4 protein-coding genes are annotated in these 24,760 nt (G+C 63.8%); all 4 read right to left on the bottom strand.

The genetic code is table 11. From position 1 onward, the window contains the following. Positions 1-9 precede the first annotated feature (9 nt). The 4 genes from BXA01_RS25295 to BXA01_RS25280 all read right to left on the bottom strand — a co-directional run bounded on the left by BXA01_RS25295 (position 10) and on the right by BXA01_RS25280 (position 24,730). Positions 10-12,324 (bottom strand): non-ribosomal peptide synthetase, encoded by a 12,315-nt coding sequence (locus tag BXA01_RS25295; protein WP_076567027.1) that lies wholly within the window; start codon positions 12,322-12,324, stop codon positions 10-12. A gap of 13 nt (positions 12,325-12,337) precedes the next feature. Next, positions 12,338-20,161 carry a non-ribosomal peptide synthetase gene (locus BXA01_RS25290; RefSeq protein WP_076567024.1) on the bottom strand — a complete coding sequence of 2,608 codons (7,824 nt, stop codon included), beginning with the start codon at positions 20,159-20,161 and terminating at the stop codon, positions 12,338-12,340. Further along, positions 20,158-23,559, bottom strand: a complete 3,402-nt coding sequence (locus BXA01_RS25285) for a non-ribosomal peptide synthetase (RefSeq protein ID WP_076567021.1) — start codon at positions 23,557-23,559, stop codon at positions 20,158-20,160. Before BXA01_RS25285 ends, BXA01_RS25290 begins: the two co-directional genes overlap by 4 nt. 187 nt (positions 23,560-23,746) lie before the next feature. Beyond that, complete coding sequence (locus tag BXA01_RS25280; RefSeq protein WP_076567019.1) at positions 23,747-24,730, bottom strand: TauD/TfdA family dioxygenase; 984 nt, start codon at positions 24,728-24,730, stop codon at positions 23,747-23,749. Between the last annotated feature and the right edge of the window lie 30 nt (positions 24,731-24,760).

The following is a 24,760-nucleotide window of genomic DNA, read 5'->3' as shown; positions in this document are numbered from 1 at the left end:
GCCGGGTGATCAACCCACCCGCGCCATGCAATGTTCGATCAACGCTTCAAGCTCGCGCTGGTAATCGCTCATCAGCGCATCCATGGTGCCGGCGCGGTAACGCTGGCTACTGTAGATGCAGCGCAAGGCCAATTGCCCGTCATAGACCTGGCCGACGATTTCCAGCCAGTTGCCCAGGTTCGCCTTGAGGCTGTAGTTGTCGCCGGTCTCTTCCAGTGCCGGCACCAGCAACGCCTGTTCATCGAAGCTCTGGTCGAACTGTCCGAGGTAGTTGAAGGTCACCCGTGCCTGCGGCAATGCAGCCAGTTGCGCGGAGATTTCCGGCCCGGCCAGATGACGCAACACGCCGTAGCCGATGCCCTTCTGCGGTACGCCCGCCAGTTGCGCCTGCACATCGAGGATCGACTGGCCGATGTCGTCGCCGTCCGGGCGTAAACGCACCGGGAACATGCTGGTGAACCAGCCGAGGCTGCGGCTGAGGTCGATCGATTCGAAGAGGTCTTCGCGCCCGTGCCCTTCGAGCAGAATCAGCGCCGACGGTTGCTGGCTCCAGCGGCACAGGGCACGGCTGAGCGCTGACAGCAGCAGGTCGTTGATCTGCGTGCCGTACACCGCCGGGGCCTGTTTGAGCAGTTGTTCGGTGTGCTCACGGGACAGCTTGAGCCGTGCCTGCGCCTGTTGCCGCACGAGGTTCTTGCCGCGCGGGTTGTCGCACGGCAGATCAACGCCGGGCTGATCCAGTTGCTCCAGCCAATAGCTCAATTCCTGCTCGGCAATCATCGGCGCCTGCGCCTGCAACGCTTCGGCAAACGAACGATAACTGCTGGTGCGAATCGGCAGTTGCGGCGCCAGCCCCTGCACGCACGCCTCATAAGCGACTTTCAGATCGTCGAGCAGAATCCGCCACGACACGGTGTCGACCACCAGGTGATGAATCACCACCAGCAACCGCGCCTGGCCATCCGGCAAGGCCACATGCATGACCCGCCAGACCGGCCCGTCATCGAGTTTGAGGCTGCGCTGCGCGAGGTTGGCCAAGACTTCGACCTCTTCGCTGTTTTGCGCTTCGCGGCGCCACAGCACAGCCTCGTCGGAGGCGCTGCTGCTATAGCGCTGCAACCAGCGCCCGCCGTCGTTGGAAAAACGCAGGCGCAGCGAATCGTGATGCTGTTCGATCAAGCCCAGCGCCTGTTCCAGGGCATCGAGATCCAGCGGCTGACGTGCGCTGAGCAGCAACGACTGGTTGTAGTGATGCGCCTCGGCCATGCCTTCGGCGAAGAACCACTCCTGGATCGGCAGCAGATTGAACGCGCCCTCTGCGGCAACCTGAGTCAGGTCCGGCAACGCTTGCCCGGCGCCCTCCTTCGCCACTTGCTGCTCGACGATGCCGGCGATGGTTTGATAGCGCATCAGATCGCGCAGCTTCAGTTCCATTTGCAGCGTCGGGTGGTTTCTCACCCGCGAGATCACTTGCAGGCTGAGGATCGAATCGCCGCCCAGTTCAAAGAAGTTATCGCTGATACCGACCTGCTCGACCTGCAACACCTGCGCCCAGATTTCCGCCAGCAGGCGTTCCTGCTCGGTGCGCGGGGCAACATATTCGTCGCTTTTGAACTCCGGCTCCGGCAGGGCCTTGCGATCGAGTTTGCCGTTGGGCGTAACCGGGAACGCGCTGAGGCAGACGATCTGCGCCGGCACCATGTATTCCGGCAGCGAAGCACGCAGTCCGGCCTTGAGTTCATCGCCGATATCATCACCCGTGGCGGTGACCACATATCCGATCAGTTGCTTGCCGGAGGCATTGTCGCGGGCAATCACCAGCGCATCGCTGACCGCCGGCAACTGACGCAGGCTGGCCTCGACTTCGCCCAGCTCGATGCGGAAGCCACGCACCTTGACCTGATGGTCGATGCGCCCGACGTAATCGACCACGCCGTCCGCGCGACGGCGCACCAGATCGCCGCTGCGGTACAGGCGCTCGCCAGGGGCAAACGGGTTGGGCACGAAGCGTTCGCTAGTCAGGTCGGGGCGCCCGTAATAACCGCGAGCGACGCCGTAACCGCCGATGTACAACTCACCGGCAAAACCCGGCGGCAGCGGATTCAGATCATCGTCGAGCACGTACAGCGAACGCGCACCGACCGCGCGGCCGATCGGCGCATACGCCGCTTCGCAATGCTGGCTGATGGCGACTTTCCAGAGCATCGGCGTGACCACGGTTTCGGTCGGGCCGTAGCCGTTGGTGAAGAACTGCGGACGCAACGCGGCTTTGACCTGTTCGAAGGTCTGCTCCGGCACCGCATCGCCACCGAAGCAGTAGATGCGCACTGGCGGCGGCGCAATGCCGCTGGCGGCGGCGTACTCGGCGAGTTGTTTGAGATAGGCCGGCGGGAAACAGGCGATGGTCACGCCGTAATCGTGCAGGGCCTGATAGGTCTGCTCCGGCGTCCACAGGCAACCGTCGCGAATCACCAGACGACCGCCGCTGTACAAGGTACTCAGCCAGCGTTCATGGGCACCGTCGAAAGCGAACGACATGAAGTGCAACTCGCAACTGCTCGCGTCCATTTCGTACAACTCGGCGATGGCCTGGCAGTGCATGCTCAGCGGTCCCTGGGTCACGGCCACGCCTTTCGGCCGTCCGGTGGAACCGGAGGTGTAAACCAGATAGGCCAGGCTCTGCTCGTGAACATCGCAGACCGGAGCAGCATCGCTGTAGAGACTGCGATCGAGTTGATCGATTTCCAGGCGCAACACGCCGTGCGGCGCCGGTAACGTCGCGCGCAGGCTGGTTTGCGTCAGCAGCAGGGCCATGCGCGAATCTTCGATCATGTACGCCAAGCGCTCGGGCGGATAATCGATGTCCAGCGGCACGTACGCCGCACCGCTCTTGAGCACGGCGAGGAAACTCACCAGCATTTCCAGCGAGCGCGGCAACGCCACGCCGATCACCACTTCCGGCCCGGCGCCGTGGGCGATCAGGCACTGCGCGAGTCGATTGGCCTGCCGCTCCAGCTCTGCGTAGGTCAGGCTTTCGCCGGCGCACTGCACTGCGATCGCATCCGGTTGCTGTTGCGCATGACCGCTGATCAGCTCCGGCAACAGGCGCGGTTCATGGCGGTGCGCCGGCTCGGCACTCCAGGTCTGCGCCGCTTGCCATTGTTCGGCGGACAGACGCTGCAAGTTGCCCAGCCGCTCATACGGCGCGGCCATCATCGCCGCGAGGGTGTTTTCCAGGGTCAGGCGAATGCCATCTACCGCCTCGGCGCTGAAGTGGCTGCGCAGGTACAGGTACTCGATCGACAACTCGTCGCCGAGCATCACCGCAAGGTCCATCGGCACGTTGGTCACGCCATGGCCGATGGATTTGCCGAAGGTCAGCTCGGTGTCGGTTTCTTCCTGCAAGCGCTCGTCGATCGGGAAGTTCTCGAACACCACGATGCTGTCGAACAGCGCCTGACCACCGAGATTCGACCAACGCTGCACATCGGCCAGCGGTGCCTGGGAGTAATCGCGAATGTCGAGGTTGTAGGCCTGCACTTCACCCAGCCAGTCGGCCAGACGCTGATCGGCCTGCGGCGTCTGAATGATCGGCAAGGTGTTGATGAACAGGCCAAGCATGTTGCCGACGTTCGGCAGACTTTCCGGACGCCCGGATACGGTGGCGCCGAAGGTCACCGTTTGCTGGCCGGTGTAGCGTTGCAACAGCAGCAGCCACGCGCCTTGGATCAGCGTGTTGGGGGTGATGCGCAAATCGCGGCAGAACTCCAGCAGGCGTGCGGTTTGCGCTTTGTCCCAATTTGAATAGAGCGCATCGTGACCAGTAACGTCGGCACTATGACGCGGGTGCATCGCCTGACTCAGCGCGGTCGGTTCGTTGACCACCGCCAGACGCGCCTTCCAGAACAGCTCCTGGGCATCCTGATCCTGCGCCTGCAACCAGGCAATGAAGTCGCGATAGCGGCCGTTTTCGCCAGTCACCTCGCCCGTGGAGTAGTACTGCAAGACCTCGCCGAACAGCCGCGAGCTGCTCCAGCCGTCCATCAGGATGTGGTGGCTGGTCCAGATCATCTGGTACTGCTCGTCGCCCAGCTGCAGCAGGGTCACCCGCTGCAATCGCGCTTCAGCCAAGTCGAAGCCCAGCGCACGATCAGCGCTGGCGAACTCGGCAATCGCCGCCTCACTGCAGTCCTGCCCACGCCAATCGAGCACCTGCATCTGCAGCGGCGCATGGCGATGCACCACCTGCAGCGGTTTGGCCAGGCCGTCCTGCCAATGGAAACTGGTGCGCAGGATCGCCTGACGCACAATGATGAATTCCCAGGCCCGGCGGAAACGCTCAACGTCGAGGCCCTTGATCGGCAGGCTGACCTGTTGCACGTAAAGGCTGCTGCCGTTATCCGACAGGGTGTGGAAGAGCATGCCTTCCTGCATCGGCGACAGCGGATAGACGTCTTCGATCAGCTCCGCCGGCACCGGCAAGGCATCGAGCTGCGCCTGATCCAGTTGCGCCAACGGGTAGTCGGCAGCGCTGGCGGATTGCGCGTCTGCCAGCGAAACCACTGCGGCCAGTTTCTGCACCGTCTGCTGCTGGAACAGGTCTTTGGGCGTGAAGCAAATGCCCTGCTGCCGAGCGCGGCTGACCAGTTGAATCGAGATGATCGAATCACCGCCGAGGGCGAAGAAATTGTCGGTCACGCCGACCTGCTCGATCTTCAGAATGTCCTGCCAGACCTCGGCCAGCTGCTGCTCCAGCACCGTCGACGGCGCGACATAATCGCGTTGTGCCTGGCTGGCATCCGGTGCCGGCAAAGCCTTGCGATCAAGTTTGCCGTTGGGTGTCAGGGGCAATTGTTCGAGGAACAGCCACTGCGCCGGCACCATGTAGTCCGGCAGATGCGCCTTGAGCGCGGCTTGCAACTCAGCACTCAGCGCGTCCAGTTGCGCGGGGCTTTGATCGGCCTCGGCCGGTACCACATAAGCCACCAGTTGCTGGCCGCCGACGCCGTCCACCGCCAGCACCACGCCTTCGCGCACGCTGGCCTGGGCCAGCAGACGCGCTTCGATTTCACCCAGTTCAATACGGAAGCCACGCACCTTGACCTGATGGTCGATGCGGCCGACGTATTCGATACGGCCGTCGTCCATGAAACGCGTCAGGTCGCCGGTGCGGTACATACGCTCGCCGTTGCTCGCCAACGGGTTGGGCACGAAACGTTCGGCAGTCAGGCCCGGGCGCAACAGATAGCCACGGGTGATGCCCTCACCGGCCAGATACAGCTCCGCTGCGATGCCGACCGGCGCTTGCTGCAATTGCTCGTCGAGCAGGTACGCAGTGGTATTGCGCAAAGGCCGGCCGATATTGGCCTGGCCACCGAGTTCACGGCGGGTCCAGGTCGAATACGTGGTGTCTTCGGAAGGCCCGTACAGATCGTAAACGTGGGCGACCGAAGTTTCGCGGTACAAGGTGTCGACCAGCGCCTGCTTGAGCGGCTCGCCGGCCAGATTGATGATGCGCACGCCCGGCGGGATCTGGCCGATGCGTTGCAACGCGGCAATTGCCGACGGCACGGTGTTGATCAGGCGCACCTGATCACGCTCGGGCAAGTCCGCCAGCTCCAGGGCATTGCGCGCCATGACCACGTACCCGCCGCGCGCCAGGGTGACGAAAATCTCCCACACCGACAGGTCGAAGCACACCGACGTCGAGGCCAGTACACCTTGCAAATCGTCCTCGCTGTAGACCTCGGCGGACCAGTGAATCAGCGCCTGCACGTTGCGATGGGCGATGGCCACGCCTTTCGGTTTACCGGTGGAACCGGAGGTGTAGATCACGTAGGCCAGATTGGCCGAGTCGGCGCGCGCCGGCAGGTTGTCCGGTGCCTGCGCGGCGAACGCCTCGCCGCCGGCCTCGACCAGCACCACTTGCGCTTCGCTGGATGGCAGTTGCGCCAGCAACGCTTGCTGGGTCAGCAGGACTTTCGCCTGGCTGTCATCGAGCATGTAGGCCACGCGGTCGGCCGGGTAGTCCGGGTCCAGCGGCACGTAGGTGCCGCCGGCCTTGAGCACTGCCATCAGGGCGATCACCAGTTCCGCCGAACGCGGCAGCGCCACGCCGACGCGCACTTCGGCGGTGACACCCAGCGTCACCAAATGCCGGGCCAACTGGTTTGCGCGGCGGTTCAGTTCGCCGTAGCTCAGGGCCACGCCGGCATGACTCAACGCCAGTGCCTGCGGATGCGCCGCCACCCGTGCTTCAAAGCTCTGCGAGATCAACCGCTCAGCCGGATAAGCCGCGTGATTGTCGTTCCACTGCGCCAGCGTCTGACGCTCGGCCAGCGGCAGCAGACCGATCTCGCCGAGTGCCCGTTGCGGCGCTGCGATAAAGTGCTCGAGCACTTCACGCAGATGCGCGGCCAGAGCGAGCACGCTGCGCTTGGCGAAGTGTTCGGTGAGGTAGTTGAAATCGAGGTTGAGCACTTCGCTGGCGCCGGCAATCAGGGTCAGACCGTAGTTGGTCTGTTCACGATGCTCCAGACCGGAAAAACGCAGCCCGCCCGGATTGGCCTCCAGCGCTTCGGATACCGGATAGTTCTCGAACACCAGCAAGGTGTCGAACAACGCTTCGCCACTCAACGCCGCCAGACGCTGAATGTCCTGCAACGGCGTCTGTTCGTAGTCACGCAGCAACAGGTTCTTGTCCTGCACGCTGCGCACCCAGTCGCCCACACTGAGGGTAGCCTGCGGGCTGGCGATCACCGGCAGAGTGTTGATGAACAGCCCTAACTGTTCTTCGATGCCCGGCAAATCCACCGGCCGCCCGGATACCGTGGCGCCAAACGCCACGGTGGCTTGGCCGGTGTAGCGCTGCAACACCAGCAGCCACGCTGCCTGCACCAGACTGTTGAGGGTCACCTGTTGCTGACGGGAGAAGCTGTTCAGACGCTGGGTCAACGCTTCATCGAAATGCAGACGATGCATCTGTTTGCCCGGCCCCGGCACGGTGCGTCCGTGGCAGGCCGAGGCCAGTCGGGTCGGCTCGTCGAGTTCGGCCAGTTGCCCGCGCCAGAATTCCTGCGCTGCCGCCTTGTCCTGGCCCTGCAGCCAGACCAGAAAATCGCGGTAGCGACCCTGTGCGCTCGGCACCGGCTGGCCGGCGTAATCCTGCAGCACTTCGCCGAACATCCGCGAGTTGCTCCAGCCATCCATGAGAATGTGGTGACAGGTGAAAATCAGCCGATGCCGATCGTCAGCAGTGCGCAGCAGGCACAGGCGCAACAACGGTGGATTCTGCAGATCGAAGCCGCGTTCACGGTCGGCCTGCGCCCGCGCCTCAAGCACCGCCGGCAGATCAGCGGCATCGCGCACATCGATTTCCGGCATTTCCAGGGTCAGTTGGCGATTGATCACCTGCAATGGCGCGTCGAGGCCCTCGCGGCCCCAGATGAAACCGGCGCGCAGCACTTCATGGCGGTCGACCACGCGCTGCCAGGCTTGCTGGAACCGCGCGACGTCGAGGCCATCGATGTCCAGCAGCATCTGATAGACGTAGGCGCTGGCGTCCGCGTCGTACAGGCTGTGGAACAGAATGCCCTGCTGCATCGGCGCCAGCGGATAGATGTCCTCGATGCGCTGGGCGGCGATCGGCAGGCTGTCCAGATGCGCCTGGGACAAACCGGCCAGCGGCACGTCGGACGGCGTGAGGCCGCCCGCATGGCTGAGGCAGTGGTCGATCAATTCGCTCAGCGCCACTTCGTAGGCGCGGGCCAAACCGACAATGGTCGCCTCTTCGAAAACGTCGCTGCTGTAGGTCCAGGTCAGGCTCAACTGGCCCTGATAAACCCGGCCATCGATGGTCAGCCAGTTGGCCATCGGCGCGTTTGCGTCCTGACCGGCGCCCTTGTCCTCAGTGGCCGGCCGCCACAAGGCGTCTTCATCGAAGTTGTTATCGAACTGGCCGAGGTAGTTGAACGTCACCTGCGGTTGCGCCAGTTCATGCAGTGCCGCTTGTGCTTCGGCGGTGCCGAGATAACGCAGCAAGCCATAGCCGATGCCCTTGTTGGGAATCGCGCGCAGTTGCTCCTTGATGCCTTTGATCGAGCTTTCCAGGCTGGCGTTTGGTGTCAGGCGTACCGGGAACATGCTGGTGAACCAGCCCACGGTGCGGCTCAAGTCGATGTCATCGAAGAGGTCTTCGCGGCCATGGCCTTCGAGCTGCACCAACGCGCTGTCGCTAGCGGTCCACTCGCAGAGCACCCGCGCCAGTGCGGTCAGCAGCAGGTCGTTGACTTGAGTGCGGTAGACCGCCGGAGCCTGTTGCAGTAATTGGCGGGTACGTTCGGCGTCCAGCCGCGTGTCGACGCTGCGTTCGAAGCGGTTGTTCAACTGGCCCTGCGGATTATCCAGCGGCAAACCGAGCGGCGCGTCGCGCAACTGCTCGCGCCAGTAGCTCAGTTCGCTGCCCAGCGCCGCGCTGCGCGCATGCTCTTGCAGGCGCAAGCCCCAATCCTTGAACGCGCTGGTCTTGGCCGGCAGGTGCACGCTCTGTCCGCTGCTGATCTGCTGATAGGCGTTCTGCAGGTCCTCGAGCAGGATCCGCCACGACACGCCATCGACCACCAGGTGATGAATCACCAGCAACAGACGCTGACTGGCGTCCGGCAAATCGATCAGCGCCGCGCGGATCAGCGGGCCGTTGTGCAGGTCGAGGCTACGTTGCAGATCCAGGCACAGCGCTGGCAATGCCGCGTCGTCGTCCAGCGTAAAGCTGCGCAACAATTCTTGTGGCTGATCCGCCGCGCCGTGGCTTTGCTGCCAGCCCTGCTTGGTTTCGCGATAGCGCAGACGCAAGGCGTCATGCTGTTTTTGCACCTGCGCCAGGGCCTGTTGCAGGGCTGCGGCTTGCAGGGTTTTCGCCGGGGTCAGCAGGATCGACTGGTTCCAGTGATGCCGCGCCGGGATGTCGCTGTGGAAAAAATACTGCTGGATCGGCGTCAGCGGCGCGTCGCCAAGCACTTCGCCCTGCTCCGTCTGCACCGCGTCGCTCTGCTGCGCCACGGTGGCCAAGCGCTGCACGGTCTGATGCTGAAAAATGTCCTTGGGCGTAAAGCGAATGCCGGCCTGCCGCGCGCGGCTGACCACTTGAATCGAGATGATCGAGTCGCCGCCCAGCTCGAAGAAATTATCGTGAAGGCCGACCCGTTCGACCTTGAGCACGTCCTGCCAAATCTCCGCCAGACGCTGTTCCAGTTCGCTGCGCGGCGCGGCGTAGGCCTCTTGCACGTGCGCAACGTCCGGCTGCGGCAGTTGTTTGCGATCGAGCTTGCCGTTGGCGGTCAGCGGCAGTCGGTCGAGGAACGCCCAACTGACCGGGACCATATAATCCGGCAGGGTTTCGCGCAGGTGCGCCTTGATCGAATCACGCAGCGCGCCCTGCTCGTCCGCGTCCAGCATCTCGTTGGGTACGACCCAAGTCGCCAGTTGCTGACCGCTGAGACCGTCCACCGCCAGCACCACCGCTTCGCGCACCTGTGGATGCTTGAGCAGTTGCGCTTCGATTTCGCCGAGCTCGATGCGGAAACCACGGATCTTCACTTGGTGGTCGATACGGCCGATGTACTCGATCACCCCGTCGCCGCGCAGCCGTGCGAGGTCGCCGGTACGGTACAGACGCTGGCCGGCCTTGCGGTTGAACGGGTCCGGCACGAAGCGGGTGGCGGTCATACCGGCCTGATTCAGATAACCACGAGCGAGACCGGCGCCAGCGATGTACAACTCACCGATGCAGCCTTGCGGCACCAGGTTCAGCGAGCTGTCGAGCAAGTACCACGACAGGTCGACAATCGGCGCGCCAATCGGGCTGCTGTGATTGCTCTGCAGATCCGCCAGCGACAATGGCCGGTAGGTCACATGCACGGTGGTTTCGGTGATGCCGTACATGTTGATCAGCGTCGGCGCGCGGTCGCCAAAACGCTCGAACCACGGACGCAGATTCTGTACTTCCAGCGCCTCGCCGCCGAACACCACGTAACGCAGGGCGTTGCTGCGGCTCGACTCGCAGGCGACCTGCATCAACGGCTTGAACGCCGACGGTGTCTGGTTCAGCACCGTGACATTTTCATCGCACAGCAGCGTGTAGAAATCTTCCGGCGAACGGCTGACGTCGTGGGGCACGACCACCAGTTTGCCGCCGTACAGCAGCGCGCCGAAAATCTCCCACACCGAAAAGTCGAACGCGTAGGAATGGAACAGCGTCCAGCTGTCCTGCGCGCCAAAATCGAACCAGTGCGCGGTGGCGCTGAACAGGCGCATCACGTTGCCGTGCGGCAGCAACGCGCCCTTGGGTTTGCCGGTGGAACCGGAGGTGTAGATGACGTAGGCCAGATTGTCCGGCGTGGTCAGGCATGGCGGGTTACTTGAGATGCCGTGCTCCGGCGTTTGATCCAGATCGAGGCAGACCAACCCCGGCGGAATCGGCAATTGCCCGAGCAAATGCCCCTGGGTCAACAGCAAGTGAATGCCGCTGTCGTCGATCATGTAGCTCAAGCGGTCATCCGGGTAGCTCGGGTCCAGCGGCACATAGGCGCCGCCCGCTTTCAGCACCGCGAGAATGGCGACGATCATGTCCAGCGAACGCTCCACCGCAACGCCGACGCGCACGTCCGGGCCGACGCCCTGCTCGATCAGCGTATGCGCCCACTGGTTGGCGCGGTGATTGAGCTCGGCGTAGCTCAGGCGTTGTCCTGCGAAGGTCACGGCCACCGCATCGGCATGCCGCTCGGCCTGGGCCTCGATGGCTTGCTGGAGGCACTGCGTCAGCGGTTGTTCAATCAGCGGCGGATTCCATTGCGCCAACAGCTTTTGCTGCTGACCTGCATCGAGCATTGGCAACTGGCCGATACGCTGGCTCGGCTCGGCGACGATCGCTTGCAACAGCGCGGTCCAGTGCTGCGCCAGACGCTCGATGGTCGCTGCGTCGAACAGGTCAGTGGCGTACTTGAGCACCGCTTCGATGCCGTGGGCCTGTTCGGTGGTGTTGAGGGTCAGGTCGAATTGCGCGGTCTGGCTCTGCCATTCCAGCGGTTCGATGTTCAGGCCGTTCAGGCGGGTCGCGACGCTTGCGCGGCGCTCGGACTGGTGGTTGAACATCACCTGGAACAGCGGACTGTGGCTGAGGCTGCGGCCCGGTTCCAGCGCTTCGACCAGTTGCTCGAAGGGCAAGTCCTGATGCGCCTGCGCCTCCTGCGCGGTCTGTTTGACCTGACGCAGCAGCTCGATAAACGGCAGCTCTGCGTCGATGTCCGCCTTGAGCACCTGGGTGTTGACGAAGAAGCCGATCAGCCGCTCGATTTCCACCCGGCCACGGTTGGCCACCGGCACGCCGACACGGATGTCGCTTTGCCCGCTGTAGCGATGCAACAAGGCCTGAAACGAAGCCAGCAGCAACACGAACAGGGTGACGTTTTCCTGCCGGGCAAAGGCCTTGAGGGCATGGCTCAGCGCCGGATCGAGAATCAGGTTGTGGCTGGCGCCGGCGAAGCTCTGCTCTACCGCGCGCGGACGATCCAGCGGCAGTTCCAGCACCGGTTGTTCGCCGCCGAGCTTGGCCTGCCAGTAGGCCAGTTGCCGCTCCTGCTCACCGGCCTCCATCCACTGGCGCTGCCACAAGGCGTAATCGGCGTATTGAATCGGCAGGGCCGGCAGACCGGCGTCGTGACCGAGGTTGAAACCGGCATAGAGCTGCACCAGTTCCTCGATCATCAATTGCAACGACCAGCCATCGGAAACGATGTGGTGCAGGGTCAGCACCAGCACATGGTCATCCGGGTTGACCTGCAGCAGCGCGGCACGCAGCAACGGGCCGTGCTGCAGATCGAAAGTCTTCTGGCTCTGGGTCTGAACGAAAGCCTGGATCGAGTGCTCCGGGTCATTCGCCAGATCAGCGCTCAGGTGATGAATCTCCAACGCAAAAGGTCCTGCGGGCAGGACCACTTGCAAGGGTTGTGCGCTGTCTTGAGAGAACACCGTGCGCAAGGTTTCGTGGCGCTCGATCAGCGCCTCGACGCTGCGTTCCAGTGCCGGCACATCCAGCGGCCCCTGCAAGCGCAGGGCCGTCGGAATGTTGTAGGCCGCGCTGTGCGGTGCCCACTGCCAGAGGAACCACTGGCGCTGCTGAGCGTAGGACAGCAGCAACGGCTCTTCAGCCGTGCGCTTGAAAACCGGGGCAATGTCAAAGAGGTTGACGCCTTTCTGCTTGAGCAGAACCGCCAGAGCCTTTCTTTGCTTAGCCGAAAGTTGTCCTACCGACTCGATTAACTCTTGCACGCGTTTTTCCCTCTCAAGAAATCAGTTTTTCCAGATCATCGAGGGATAGACGTTTGAGGGCCTCCAGTGATTTAGCCAATTCATCCTGAACGGGCGACATTTCGACGCGCAGCGCTTCGATCCGCGCGCAGAAATCCTTGAGCGTGTCGGTCTCGAACAACGCCTTGAGCGGTACCTTGTCGCCCAGACGTTCCTGCACCCGGGTCACCACCAGCGTCGCCAGTAACGAATGGCCGCCGAGCTGGAAGAAGTTGTCTGCCAGCCCGACCCGCTCGACTTCCAGAACCTCCTGCCAGATCGTCGCGACCTCCCATTGCAAGTTGCTTTGCGGCGCCTGGTATTGCTCTTGCGTCGGGCTCTCGCCCAACGCCATCAGCGCCTTGCGATCGAGCTTACCGTTGGGCGTCAGCGGGACCGCTTCGATCAGGTGCAGATGCCCCGGCACCATGTGCGCCGGCAAGCGACTGGCCAAGGCATTACGCACCCGCTCGGCCAGCGTCGACCGCTCGCTGTCCGGCGCGGCGACGAGGTAGGCATGCAGGTGTTTGCCAGCGGCGCCGTCCTGCGCCAGTACCACCGCCTCGCGAATATCGTCGAGTTCCAGCAGGCGCGCTTCGATCTCGCTGAGTTCGATGCGGAAACCGCGAATCTTCACCTGATGGTCGGCGCGACCGATGTACTCGATGTTGCCATCGTCGCCCTGGCGCACCAGATCGCCGGTGCGGTACAGGCGCTCGCCGTTGCTCGCGTAAGGATTCGGCACAAAGCGTTCGGCGGTCAGCGCGGCGCGGCGCAGATAGCCGCGCGTCACCCCGGCACCCGCCAGATACAGCTCGGCCGCCACGCCCTCGGGCAGCGCCTGCAACTGACTGTCGAGCATGTAGGCCACGGTGTTATCCAGCGGCCGGCCAATGTTCGCCTGCCCCTGCGGCGTGCGCAGGGTGAAGGTCGAATAAGTGGTGTCTTCCGACGGCCCGTAGAGGTCGTAGACCTGCTGCACCTGAGTGCTGGCGTAGAGGCTGTCGACCAGACTCTGCTTGAGCGGCTCGCCGGCCAGATTGATGGTGCCGACCGAAGCCGGGATCTGCCCGGCCCGTTGCAACGCGGCAATCGCCGACGGCACAGTGTTGATCAGGGTGACCTGCTCGCGCGCCGGCAAATCCGCCAGCGCCAGGGCGTTGTCGGTCAGCACCAGGCAGCCACCGCAGGCCAGCGTGACGAAGATTTCCCACACCGACAGATCGAAGCAGATCGAGGTCGAGGCCAGCACACCGCGCAATTGTTCTTCGCGATAGACACCCGCTGACCACTGAATCAGCGCCGACAGATTGTCGTGGCTGATCGCTACGCCTTTCGGTTTGCCGGTGGAGCCGGAGGTGTAGATCACGTACGCCAGATTTTCAGCCGCGAGGTTAACCAGCGGCGCAGTGGCCGGGTATTCGCTGGCTACGCTCTCGTCCACCAACAGCACCTGCGCACTCAAGGTTTCGGGCAGCATCGCCAATGCCGCTGGCTCAGTGAGCAGCACCGCCGCGCGGCTGTCGTCGAGCATGTGCAGCAAGCGTTCCTGCGGGTAATCCGGGTCCAGCGGTACGTAGGCGCCACCGGCCTTGAGGATCGCCAGCAAGCCGACCAGCATCTGCGGCGTGCGGCGCATGCACACGCCTACGCGTACTTCCGGCCCGACGCCCATGCCTTGCAGCTTGTGCGCCAGACGATTGGCCCGGGTATCGAGGTCTTGGTAAGCGATGGACTGCTCAGCGAACAGCACCGCGTTCGCCTGTGGCTGTCGCTGCACTTGCGCGGCGATGTGCGCCAGCACCGTGCGTTGATCCGGCGCGGTCACCGGCGCCTTGCCCCACGCGATCGCTTGTTGCCGTTGTGGCTCGGCGAGCAGTTGCAGCGCGCCCAGCGGCTGCGCGGCGTCGGCGAGGAACTGCTCGAGCAGGCCTTGCAACTGCGCACTCAACACGCGGATCGCTTGAGCGTCGAAGCTGGCCTGATCGTAACTTACGCCCAGACTCAGCTCGCGGCCGGTGACCGCGACCAGCGTCAGCGGATAGTTGGTCTGCTCCTGCCGGCGGATTGCCGAGAACTTCAGGCCCGTCTGAGGGCCCTGCGCCAAGGCCTCGGCCATCGGGTAGTTTTCGAACACCAGAATGCTGTCGAACAACGCGCCGGCACCCGCCCCGGCCCAGCGCTGAATGTCATACAGCGGCGTGTGTTCGTGCTCGCGCAAGGCCAGGTTGAGGTCTTGCACCTGTTGCAGCCATTGGCTGACGCCGATCTCCGGCGATGGCGTCGCCACCACCGGCAAGGTGTTGATGAACAGGCCGATCTGCTGCTCGACACCCGGCAAATCCGTCGGCCGCCCGGCGACAGTCGCGCCGAACGCCACGTGATCCTGGCCTGTATAACGCTGCAACAGCAGCAGCCACGCCGCTTGTACCAGCGTGTTAAGGGTGACTTTCTGCTCGCGGGCGAAGCGGTTCAGTTCGGCGGTCATCGGTTCGCTGAACACATGCTCGTGATCGGCATAGCCGCTGGCGGCGTGCCTGACCGGTATGGCGCTGGCCAGTCGCGTCGGCTGTTCAAGGTCCGCCAGCGCCGCACTCCAGAACTGTCGACTGGCCTGCTGATCACGCTGGCCGAGCCATTCGATGTAATCGCGATAACGCCCCTGCCCTGCGCTCGGCACGATGCCGGCGTAGCGTTGCAGCACTTCGCCGAACAACTGCGAAGTGCTCCAGCCGTCCATGAGGATGTGATGGCAGGTGTAGACCAGGTGATGGGTGTGCTCAGCGATGCGCACCAGCGTCACGCGCAACAGCGGCGCGTCGAGCAGATCGAAGCCACGTTGCAAATCTTCAGCGGCGAGATGATCAAGCGCGGAATCAAGATCATCGCGCCCGCGCCAGTCCTGCACTTGCCACGGCATCTGCACACGGCTGCGTACCACCTGCACCGGCGCGGCGGCATCCTGCGGCCAGACGAACGCCGTGCGCAAAATGTCGTGGGCATCGAGGGTCTGCTGCCAGGCCTGGCGGAAGCGCTCGGTGTCGAGCTGCTCGACATCGACGCGCAGCTGATTGGTGTAGGCCGGGCTGTCCGGCTCGTTCCGGCTGTGGAACAGAATGCCTTGCTGCATCGGCGACAGCGGGTACAGATCGACGATGTCACGCGGCGCCATCGGCAATGCCGACAGCTGCGCCTGGGTCAGGTTGGCGAGGTTGAAATCCGAGGGTGTCACGCCACCGGCCGCGCTCTCGCAGCAATGTTCGATCAGGCGTTGCAGTTCGCGGCGATAGGCCTCGGCCAGCGCCTCGATCGTCTCGGCGCGGTACATGCCGGTGCCGAAGGTCCAGGTCAGTTCCAGCTCACCGCCGAGAACCTGTCCGTCGACGCTCAGCCAATTGCCCAGCGGCGCTTGCCCATCCTGATTGGCGCCAGTGCTGTCGCTGCTCGGCACGAACAACGCACCTTGCTCAGCGCTGAACGCGCCATCGAACTGGCCGAGATAATTGAAGGTCACCCGTGGTTGCGCCAGCGTCTGCAACTCGGCTGCACGCGTGAGGTAACGCAGCACGCCATAACCGATGCCTTTGCCCGGCACGGCACGCAGTTGTTCCTTGATCGCGCACAGCGACGCAGCCGGATTGGCCTGCGGGGTCAGGCGCACCGGGAACAGGCTGCTGAACCAGCCGACCGTGCGGCTCAGGTCGATGTCGTCGAACAGGTCTTCACGACCATGGCCTTCGAGCTGGATCAACACCGACGGCTGCTCGCTCCAGTCACACAGCACCCGCGCCAAAGCCGTCAGCAACAGGTCGTTGATTTGCGTGCGGTAAGCCGCCGGGGCGACTTTCAGCAGCTTGTCGGTCAATGTCTGGCTCAGGCGCGTACTGGCGCGGGCGGCCTGGGCGCGGGTCTGGCTGTCCACGGCGAAATCTTGTGGCAGTGCCGCGTCTTCCGCCGCCAGGGTCTGGCGCCAATAATCGCGTTCGCCGGCCAGCGCTTCACTCTGCGCATAACAATGCAACTGCTCGGCCCAGTTGTGCAGCGAACTGCTCTGGCCTGGCAACACCGGCGCCGTCCCCGCCGCCAATGCCTGGTAAGCCTGCTGCAAGTCCTCCAGCAGAATGCGCCACGACACGCCGTCGACCACCAGGTGATGAATCACCAGCAACAAGCGCTGCTCGGCGTTCGGCAGGTTGACCAGCACCGCGCGCAGCAAGTGCCCGCGTTGCAAATCCAGGCTGCGCTGCGCTGCGTCGGCCACGGCCGGCAAGGCATCGAGACTGTCCAGTTCGCGCAGCCAAAGCAGTTCGGCATCGCGCTGAGTCTGCGGCAACGCCTGCCAGCTATCGCCCGACTGAACGAAACTCAGGGCCAAGGCCTCGTGCTGTTCCACCAACGCTGCCAGCGCCGTACGCAGATGCGCGGCGTCCAGCGCCAGGGTCGGTTGCAGCATCACCGCCTGGTTCCAGTGCTGGCGCTGAGCAATCGGCGTGTCGAAGAAACGCACCTGAATCGGCAGCAACGGCAACGGCCCGCGAGCCACTGGTGCGGCGACGGCAACCGGTTTGGCTTCGATCACTTTGGCGACGGTAGCCAATTGGCCAATGGTCTGTTTTTCGAACAACTGCTTGGGGCTGAGCTTGATGCCCTGGCGCTTGGCCCGGGCGATGATCTGCAAGCTGAGGATCGAGTCGCCACCCAGTTCGAAGAAGTTATCGCTGCTGCCGACTCTTTCGAGCTTGAGCACCTCAGCCCAGATCGCGGCGAGTTTTTCCTCGATATAACCGACCGGCGCGACGAACTGCTGGCTGACCACGCCGGGCACTGGCAAGGCACGCTTGTCGAGCTTGCCGTTGGCAGTCAGCGGCAGCTTTTCCAGTAACACTAACTGCGCCGGCACCATGTAATCCGGCAGCCGCGCCTGCAATTGTTCGCGCAGCTCCTGCGCCTGCACCTTCGCGCCCACTGCCGGCACGCACCACGCCAGCAGTTGCAGGCGCGCCGGATCGTCATCCAGTGGCAGCGCGAGCACGGCGGCTTCGCTGACACCGTCGAGGCTGAGCAACACCCGCGCGACTTCCGCAGGCTCCACACGGTAGCCGCGCACTTTGACCTGATCGTCGGCACGACCGATGAACTCCAGCGCCTGCTCGCGATTGCGCCGGACCCGGTCGCCGCTGCGGTAGACCCGCGCGCCCGCTGCGCCGAACGGGTCGGGCAGGAAGCGTTCGGCGGTCAGCGCCGGCTGGTTCAGGTAGCCAAGGGCAACGCTGTCGCCACCGATGTACAACTCACCGGCAACCTGATCGGCCACCGGGTTGAGCACATCGTCGAGCACATAGACATGGGCACCGGCCAACGCCGTGCCGATCGGAACACTGCGCGCCAGCGCGGCGAGCTCTTCGACCTCGTGGGTGAGCACGCCCACGGTGGTTTCGCTCGGCCCGTAGTGGTTGATCAGGCGGCAGCCCGGTTTCAGTTGCTGCACGCGCTCGACCAGTGCCGGCGAACAGGCTTCGCCGCCGACGATCAGCGCGTGTTCCGGCAACACATCGGCAGGCTTGGCCGCCTGCAACAGCGCGGCGAGATGTCCGGGGACGATTTTCAACATGCCAACGCGATGGCGGGCCATGTATTCGGCAAAACGATCCGGGTCGAAGCCGAGTTCTTCTGGCAGCACATGTAGCAAACGACCGGAGCACAACGCGCCGAACAGCACCGTGAAGCCAAGGTCGGCGGCGATGGTCGAGACCAGCGCCATGCTCGCCTCCGGCGCAGGCGCCAGACGCTCGAGTACACCGCGCACATAACTGCCCAGCGCGCCGTGGCTGACCAGTACACCCTTGGGTTGCCCGGTGGAACCGGAGGTGTGAATCACGTAGGCCGGCGACTGCGCATACAGCGTCAGTTCAGGCGCGGACGTCGGCAGTGACTGCCATTGCCCCGGTGCAAACTCCAGACCCTGACAGCCCTCACCCGCCAGTTCGCTGAGCCGTGCGTCGCCTTCAGCACCGATCAGCGCCCGCGGCTGCGCAGCACCGAGCATCTGTTGCAGGCGCGCGCTTGGCGCCTTGACGTCGAGCGGCATGTACACCGCGCCAGCCTTGAGAATCGCCAATACGCAAGTCAGCCAGTCCAGCGAACGTTCCAGCAGCACCGCCACCGGGTCGCCGACATCGACGCCCTGCGCACGCAAATAATGGGCGAGACGATTGGCCTCCTGATCCAGCGCCTGGAAAGTCACCGTTTGGTTGAGATCCCGAGCGGCCAACGCCTGCGGCTGCCGGGCCACTTCACGCGCCCAGTGCTGCAACACCGTCAACGCCGGTTCGCGTTGGCTGGCAAGCGCAGCAGGCCGTGGTGTGGCAACCGTGTGCAATGGCGCCTGCGGCGAGTCGAGCAACTGGGTAAACAGATCCAGCAACATCGGCACAAAACCGGCGACCGTTTCCGCCCGATAGAGATCGCTGGCATAGGTCATCTGACCGTGGATCAGTGTGCCGTCGTCGGTGATGTCCAACGCCAGATCGAAGTGCGTGCCGTCCTTGGCCAGCGGGTATTCGCTGACGGTCAGGCCGGGCAAGGCCATCGAGCGCTGTTTCTGCATGCCGACGTTCTGGTTGAACTTGGCCTGGAACAGCGGGTTGTGGCCCAGGGTGCGTTCGGCGACCAATTCGTCGACCAGTTGCTCGAACGGCAATTCCTGATGCGCCTGCGCGCCGAACGCCGCTTCACGCACCTGCGCGAGCAAATCGGCGAAGCTGGCGCGCTCATCGACCTGGCAACGCAGCACCTGGGTGTTGACGAAGAAACCGATCAGTCTCTCGACTTCGGCGCGGCCACGGTTGGCATTCGGCACGCCGACACGAATGTCGCGCTCGCCGGCCAGACGCGAAAGGAACAGCGAGAACCCGGCCAGCACCAGCATGAACAGGCTCATGCCCTGGCTGCGCGCAAAAACGTTGAGCTGTTGCGACAGGTCGGTGCCGAAATCAAAGCTCAGGGTCTGTCCTTCAAAGCTTTGCGTCAGCGGTCGGGCAAAATCCGCTGCCACTTCCAGCAGCGGATGTTCGTCGCCCAATTGCTGACGCCAGTAGTCGAGCTGGCGCTCGCCCTCGCCGGCCTCCAGCCAGCGCCGCTGCCAGATCGCATAGTCGGCGTACTGCAACGGCAGCGCCGGCAATTGCGGCTCGCGCTGCAGGCTGAACGCCTGATAGCACTGCACGAATTCCTTGACCATGACGTCCATCGACCAGCCATCGGAGACGATGTGATGCATGCTCACCACCAGCACGAACTCATCGTCGGCCAGGGCAAACAGGCTCGCGCGCAACAGCGGGCCATGGCGCAGATCGAACGGTTGCGCGGTGACGTCTTGCACGTGTTGCGCGAGCACTTTTTCGCGCTCTTGCACGGCGACGTCGGTCAGATCAAAGCGGTCCAGCGCAATACTTTGTTGCTCGAGAATCAGCTGATGCGCTTGATCGCCGTCGGTGTGAAACACCGTGCGCAACACTTCATGGCGCGCCAGCAGATGATCGAACGAGCGGCTCAGGGCTGACTCATTCAGCGAACCTTTGAGACGCAAGCCAGCGGCCATGTTGTACGCGGCGCTGTGCGGTTCCAGTTGCCACAGGAACAGCAGGCGTTGCTGGGCGAACGACAGGGGAATCTGCCCGCAGTCGTGGCGGCTGACCGGCAGCGGCAACAGGCTGAAATCCTTGCCCTCCTCGCGCAATTTGGCCAGAAACAGCCGACGCTGTTCCAGCGGCAGGCCGACGAACCTTTTTGCAATACGTTCCGCCATCGTGCCGCTCATACTTCTTCTCCTTGCAAAGCATTCATGAACTGATCCATGTCGGACCAGTCGTCGTCGCCGCTCACCTCGGCCAGTTGCCCGAGCACCTCGGCCAGATCCGCCAGCAGCGGTTTTTCGAACAGGCTGCGCAGCGGCAGCACCACGCCCATCTGCTCCTTGACCCGGGCAATCACCTGCGCGGCCAGCAACGAATGGCCGCCCAGTTCAAAAAAGTGATCGTCCAGGCCAACACGCGGCACGTGCAGCACCTCGGCCCAGACCTGCGCCAGACACTGCTCGGCCGGCGATTGCGGGGCGCGGTAATCGCCCTGCAACTGCGCCGGATCCGGCGTCGGCAAGGCCTTGCGGTCGAGCTTGCCGCTCGGCGTCAGCGGCAGGTTCGCCAGCAACAGCAGATGCCCCGGCACCATGTAATCCGGCAGGCTGGCTTGCAGCGCAGCGCGGGTCTGCTGACGGAAGGCCGTTTGCGTTGCCGCGCTGGCAAGCACCGCAGGTTCTGTCACCACGTAAGCGACCAGTTGCGCACCGCCGGCGAATGGCACCGCCAGCACCACTGCCTCGCGAACGCCCGGACATTGCTGCAGGCGCGATTCGATCTCGCCCAGTTCGATGCGGAAGCCGCGAATCTTCACCTGATGATCGACCCGGCCGACGTACTCCAGCGCGCCATCGCCGCGCAGCCGCGCACGGTCGCCGGTGCGGTACAGGCGCTGACCGTCGGCGAAAGGGTCGGCGATGAATCGCTCAGCGCTGAGGCTCGGCTGACGCTGATAACCGCGCGCCAGCCCCGGCCCACCGATGTACAACTCGCCCACCGCGCCTTGCGGCAGCAGGTTCAGATCATCGTCGAGCACGTACAGACGCCGCGCTGCCAGTCCGTGGCCGATCGGCATGCCGCGCCACGACACGTCTTGGGCGGTCAGCGCGGTGCAGTCATGAATCGTCGAGACCACCGTGGCCTCGGTCGGGCCGTAGGTGTTGAGCAGGCGCACATGGCCGAGCCCGGCCTGCTGCCACAGGCGCAAGCCGTCCACCGCCATGGCTTCGCCGCCGACGTGAATCTGCCGCAGCGCACCGAAACTGGCCGGCGGTTTCGCCGCGTATTCCTGCACCAGCCAATACCAATAAGCCGCCGGCAGGTCGGCCAGAGTGATGCCCTGATCGATGATCACCTGATGCAGCGTCGCGCTGTCCCACAACGGCGCATCGCGCATGACCACGCTAGCGCCATGGCACAGCGGCGGGAAAAACTGCTCGACGAAACCGTCGAAACTGCTGGTGGCGAATTGCAGAACCCGGTCGCCTTCGCGCAGATCGCTGTAGTCGATGGCGCGGGCGACGAACTCGCTCAGCGCGCCATGACTGACCGCCACGCCTTTCGGCCGCCCGGTGGAGCCAGAGGTGTAGATCACGTAAGCGAGGTTGTCAGCCTCGACCGTGACCGGCAGGTTGTCGCTCTGCTCGCTGTCGGGCAACTGCTCCAGACACAGGCACTCGATGCCATCCAGTGGCGGCAGCTCGGCGAGGCTTTGCCGGTCGCTGAGCAACAGTTGCAAACCACTGTCAGCGAGCACATGGCGCAAGCGTTCGGCCGGGGTTTGCGGATCCAGCGGCACATAGGCACCGCCAGCCTTGAGCACCGCCAGCAGCGCCGCCGCCAATTCCAGCGAACGCCCCAGCGCGACGCCGACCAGCACGTCCGGGCCGACACCCTGTGCGCGCAACTGATGGGCCAAGCGATTGCTGCGGCTGTTGAGTTCATCGTAGCTGAATGCCGGCGCAGGCGCTGTGGCCAACCGCACCGCCGGCGCTTGCGCAGTCCGTGCGACTTGCGCTTCGAACAGGCTTTGCACGCTAGTGAAACGAGGCGCTGGCGCGGTGGCCTGGATCAACCCGTGGCGTTCGCTGTCGGCGAGCATCGCCACTTCGCCGATCAACTGCTGCGGATCGCGGCACACCGACTGGAGAATGTTGCGCCAATGCCCGGCCAGCGCGGCGATGGTTGAAGCATCAAAAATATCCGTGGCGTAAGTGAAGGCAGCAAACAGTTGCTCGCCCTCCTCGCGGGTGTCGAGCATCAGGTCACTGGTGGCCGCATGTTGCCGGCCGCTGCCGGCCAGTTGCTCCTCGCTCAGATAGCCCACGCGCAAGCCTGAAGCGAGTTGCGCCTGATGCAAATCGGTAACCAGCGGCTGATGGTTGAACATCACTTGAAACAGCGGATTGTGGCTTTGGCTGCGCGCCGGTTGCAGGGCTTCGATCAGGGCGTCGAACGGCAGGTCCTGATGGGCCTGGGCGCCGAGGGCGGCCTGGCGCAGGCTCTGCAGCAGCTCGGCGAATGGCGTTTGTGCAGTGACCGCGCTGCGCAGGATCTGCGTGTTGACGAAGAAGCCGATCAGGCCTTCGGTTTCACTGCGGGTGCGGTTGGCGATCAGGCCGCCGACACGAATATCGGTCTGGCCGCTGTAGCGATGCAACAGGGTCTTGAACGCTGCCAGCAACACCACGAACAAGGTCACACCCTGACGCTGGGCAAGGTTTTTCAGTTCTTCGCGCAGGGCTGCGTCGATCACCGTTTCCAGGCGTGCGCCCTGATGGCTGGACTGCGCCGGATAGGCGCGATCGGTGGGCAATTCCAGCACCGGATGTTCGTCGCCCAGTTGCGTGCGCCAGTAGTCCAGTTGCCGCTCGCGCTCACCGGCCTCCAGCCAGCTGCGCTGCCACAGCGCATAGTCGCGGTAATGCACGGTCAAGGGCGCCAGCGTCGGTTCACGCCCGGCCACTAACGCGTCGTAAGTGCGCATGAATTCGTCGATCAGAATGTTCATCGACCAGCCGTCGGCGATGATGTGATGCAGGGTCAGCAGCAACACATGTTCCTGCTCGGCCAGGCGCAACAGACTCAGACTCAGCAGCGGGCCGTTTTGCAGGTCGAAGGCCTGGGTCGCCTCGGCCATCATGTGCTGCTGCGCCAGCGGCCAGCGCTGAGCTTGGGGCAACTCGCTCAGGTCAGTCACGGGCAACTTCAGTGGCTTTGGTTCGGCCACACGCTGGAAGGCCCGCTCGCCGTCCTGGCCGAAGGTGGTGCGCAAACATTCGTGGCGCGCCGCCAGACGGCTGAAGGCCTGCTCCAGTGCCTCGACTTGCAACTCACCATCCAGACGCACAGCCATCGGCAGGTTGTAGGCGGCGCTGGTCGGCTCCAGTTGCCAGAGAAACCACATGCGCTGCTGCGCGTAAGACAGGCCGTCACGCTCGGCGATGCCGTCGCAGGCGGTCATGGGCAGCTGCGCAAAATCCATGCCCTCGCGGGCCATGCCGGCGAGGAACAGACGGCGTTTGTCCTGGGGCAATTCGATAAAGCGGCGGGCTAGTTTCTGTGCGTCTGCGGCATTCATGCGTGGAGTCCTTGCTGATCGGCGGCGTGACCTGGAGACCCGGTCGTATCAACAAGAACGAATGGCCTGCGCGATGATTTAGCGCGCCAGCGGCAATCACGGCCCGACGGTACGAAGGCCAGACAGACAAATGCCGAAGCCGGTACAGGCCCGGATTCGGCATTTGAGTTGAACGGTTGCGAACAGGTCAGCGCGCGTCCTGCGAATGCCCTTCGGCCATGGCCACGATGACTTTGCGCGGCCCTTCGAACGGTGAGCGCGCGTGAGCCGAGAGCATGTTGTCGAGCATCAGCACATCGCCCTCCTGCCAGGGGAAACTGATCGCACAGTCGTCGAGCACCGCCCGAATCTGCGCCAGCACTTCGTCTTCGATCGGCGAGCCGTCGCCGTAGTAGACATTACGTGGCAGGTCTTCTTCGTCGACGATGTCGAGCAAGCTTTCGCGCACGTCCGCTGGCAGGTTGGAGATGTGAAACAGGTGCGCCTGATTGAACCAGACGTGGTCGCCGGTCACCGGGTGCACCGCCACCGCCTGACAGGTCTGCCGCGTGCGCAGCTCACCGTCGTCCTTCCATTCGCAGACAATGCCGTGGGCCTTGCAGTAGGCCTCGACGACTTCGCGGTCTTCGGTGTTGAACACGTCTTCCCACGCCACGTCGAGGCCATTGCCGAAGTTGCGCACGTACATCAGGCCTTTGCTGACAAAACGCTCGCGGATCGCCACGGGGATGCGCCGGTAGACTTCGCGGCTGTCGGCAATCGGCGTCTCGCCGCCGGACTTGGCGGCGATCATGCTGTAGAACCAGATCTTCATCGGCCAGTCGCGGGAATAGGCCTGCTCGTTGTGCAGCGGAATGCTTTGGTGCGCCGGGTATTCGGTGGAGGTGTACACACCTTGGGTGACGTTGGTACGCGGCGTCGAGCCGAACTCGTAGTTGAGCAATGGATGGCCGAAACTCGCGGCAAACTGGCGAAACTGCTCGGCGCCGTCGAGGCGGAAACCGCGAAACAGCACGCCACCGTCGCGCAGCAGATGCTCGTCGACCAAGGCCTTCAACTCATCGAATACCGCCAAAAGATCGGTGTCGGCATCGCTCGCCTCGACCAACAGTGGCAAACGTCCGCGCTGCGGCAGCAACGGCCGCACGGAAAACCCCAGAGCAACAGCCATGACTGGCCTCCTGAAAATGATAGATGAGGC

Source organism: Pseudomonas sp. B10, assembly GCF_900156235.1.
Taxonomy (GTDB): Bacteria; Pseudomonadota; Gammaproteobacteria; order Pseudomonadales; family Pseudomonadaceae; genus Aquipseudomonas; species Aquipseudomonas siliginis.
This window is presented reverse-complemented; position numbering and strand designations above follow the sequence as displayed.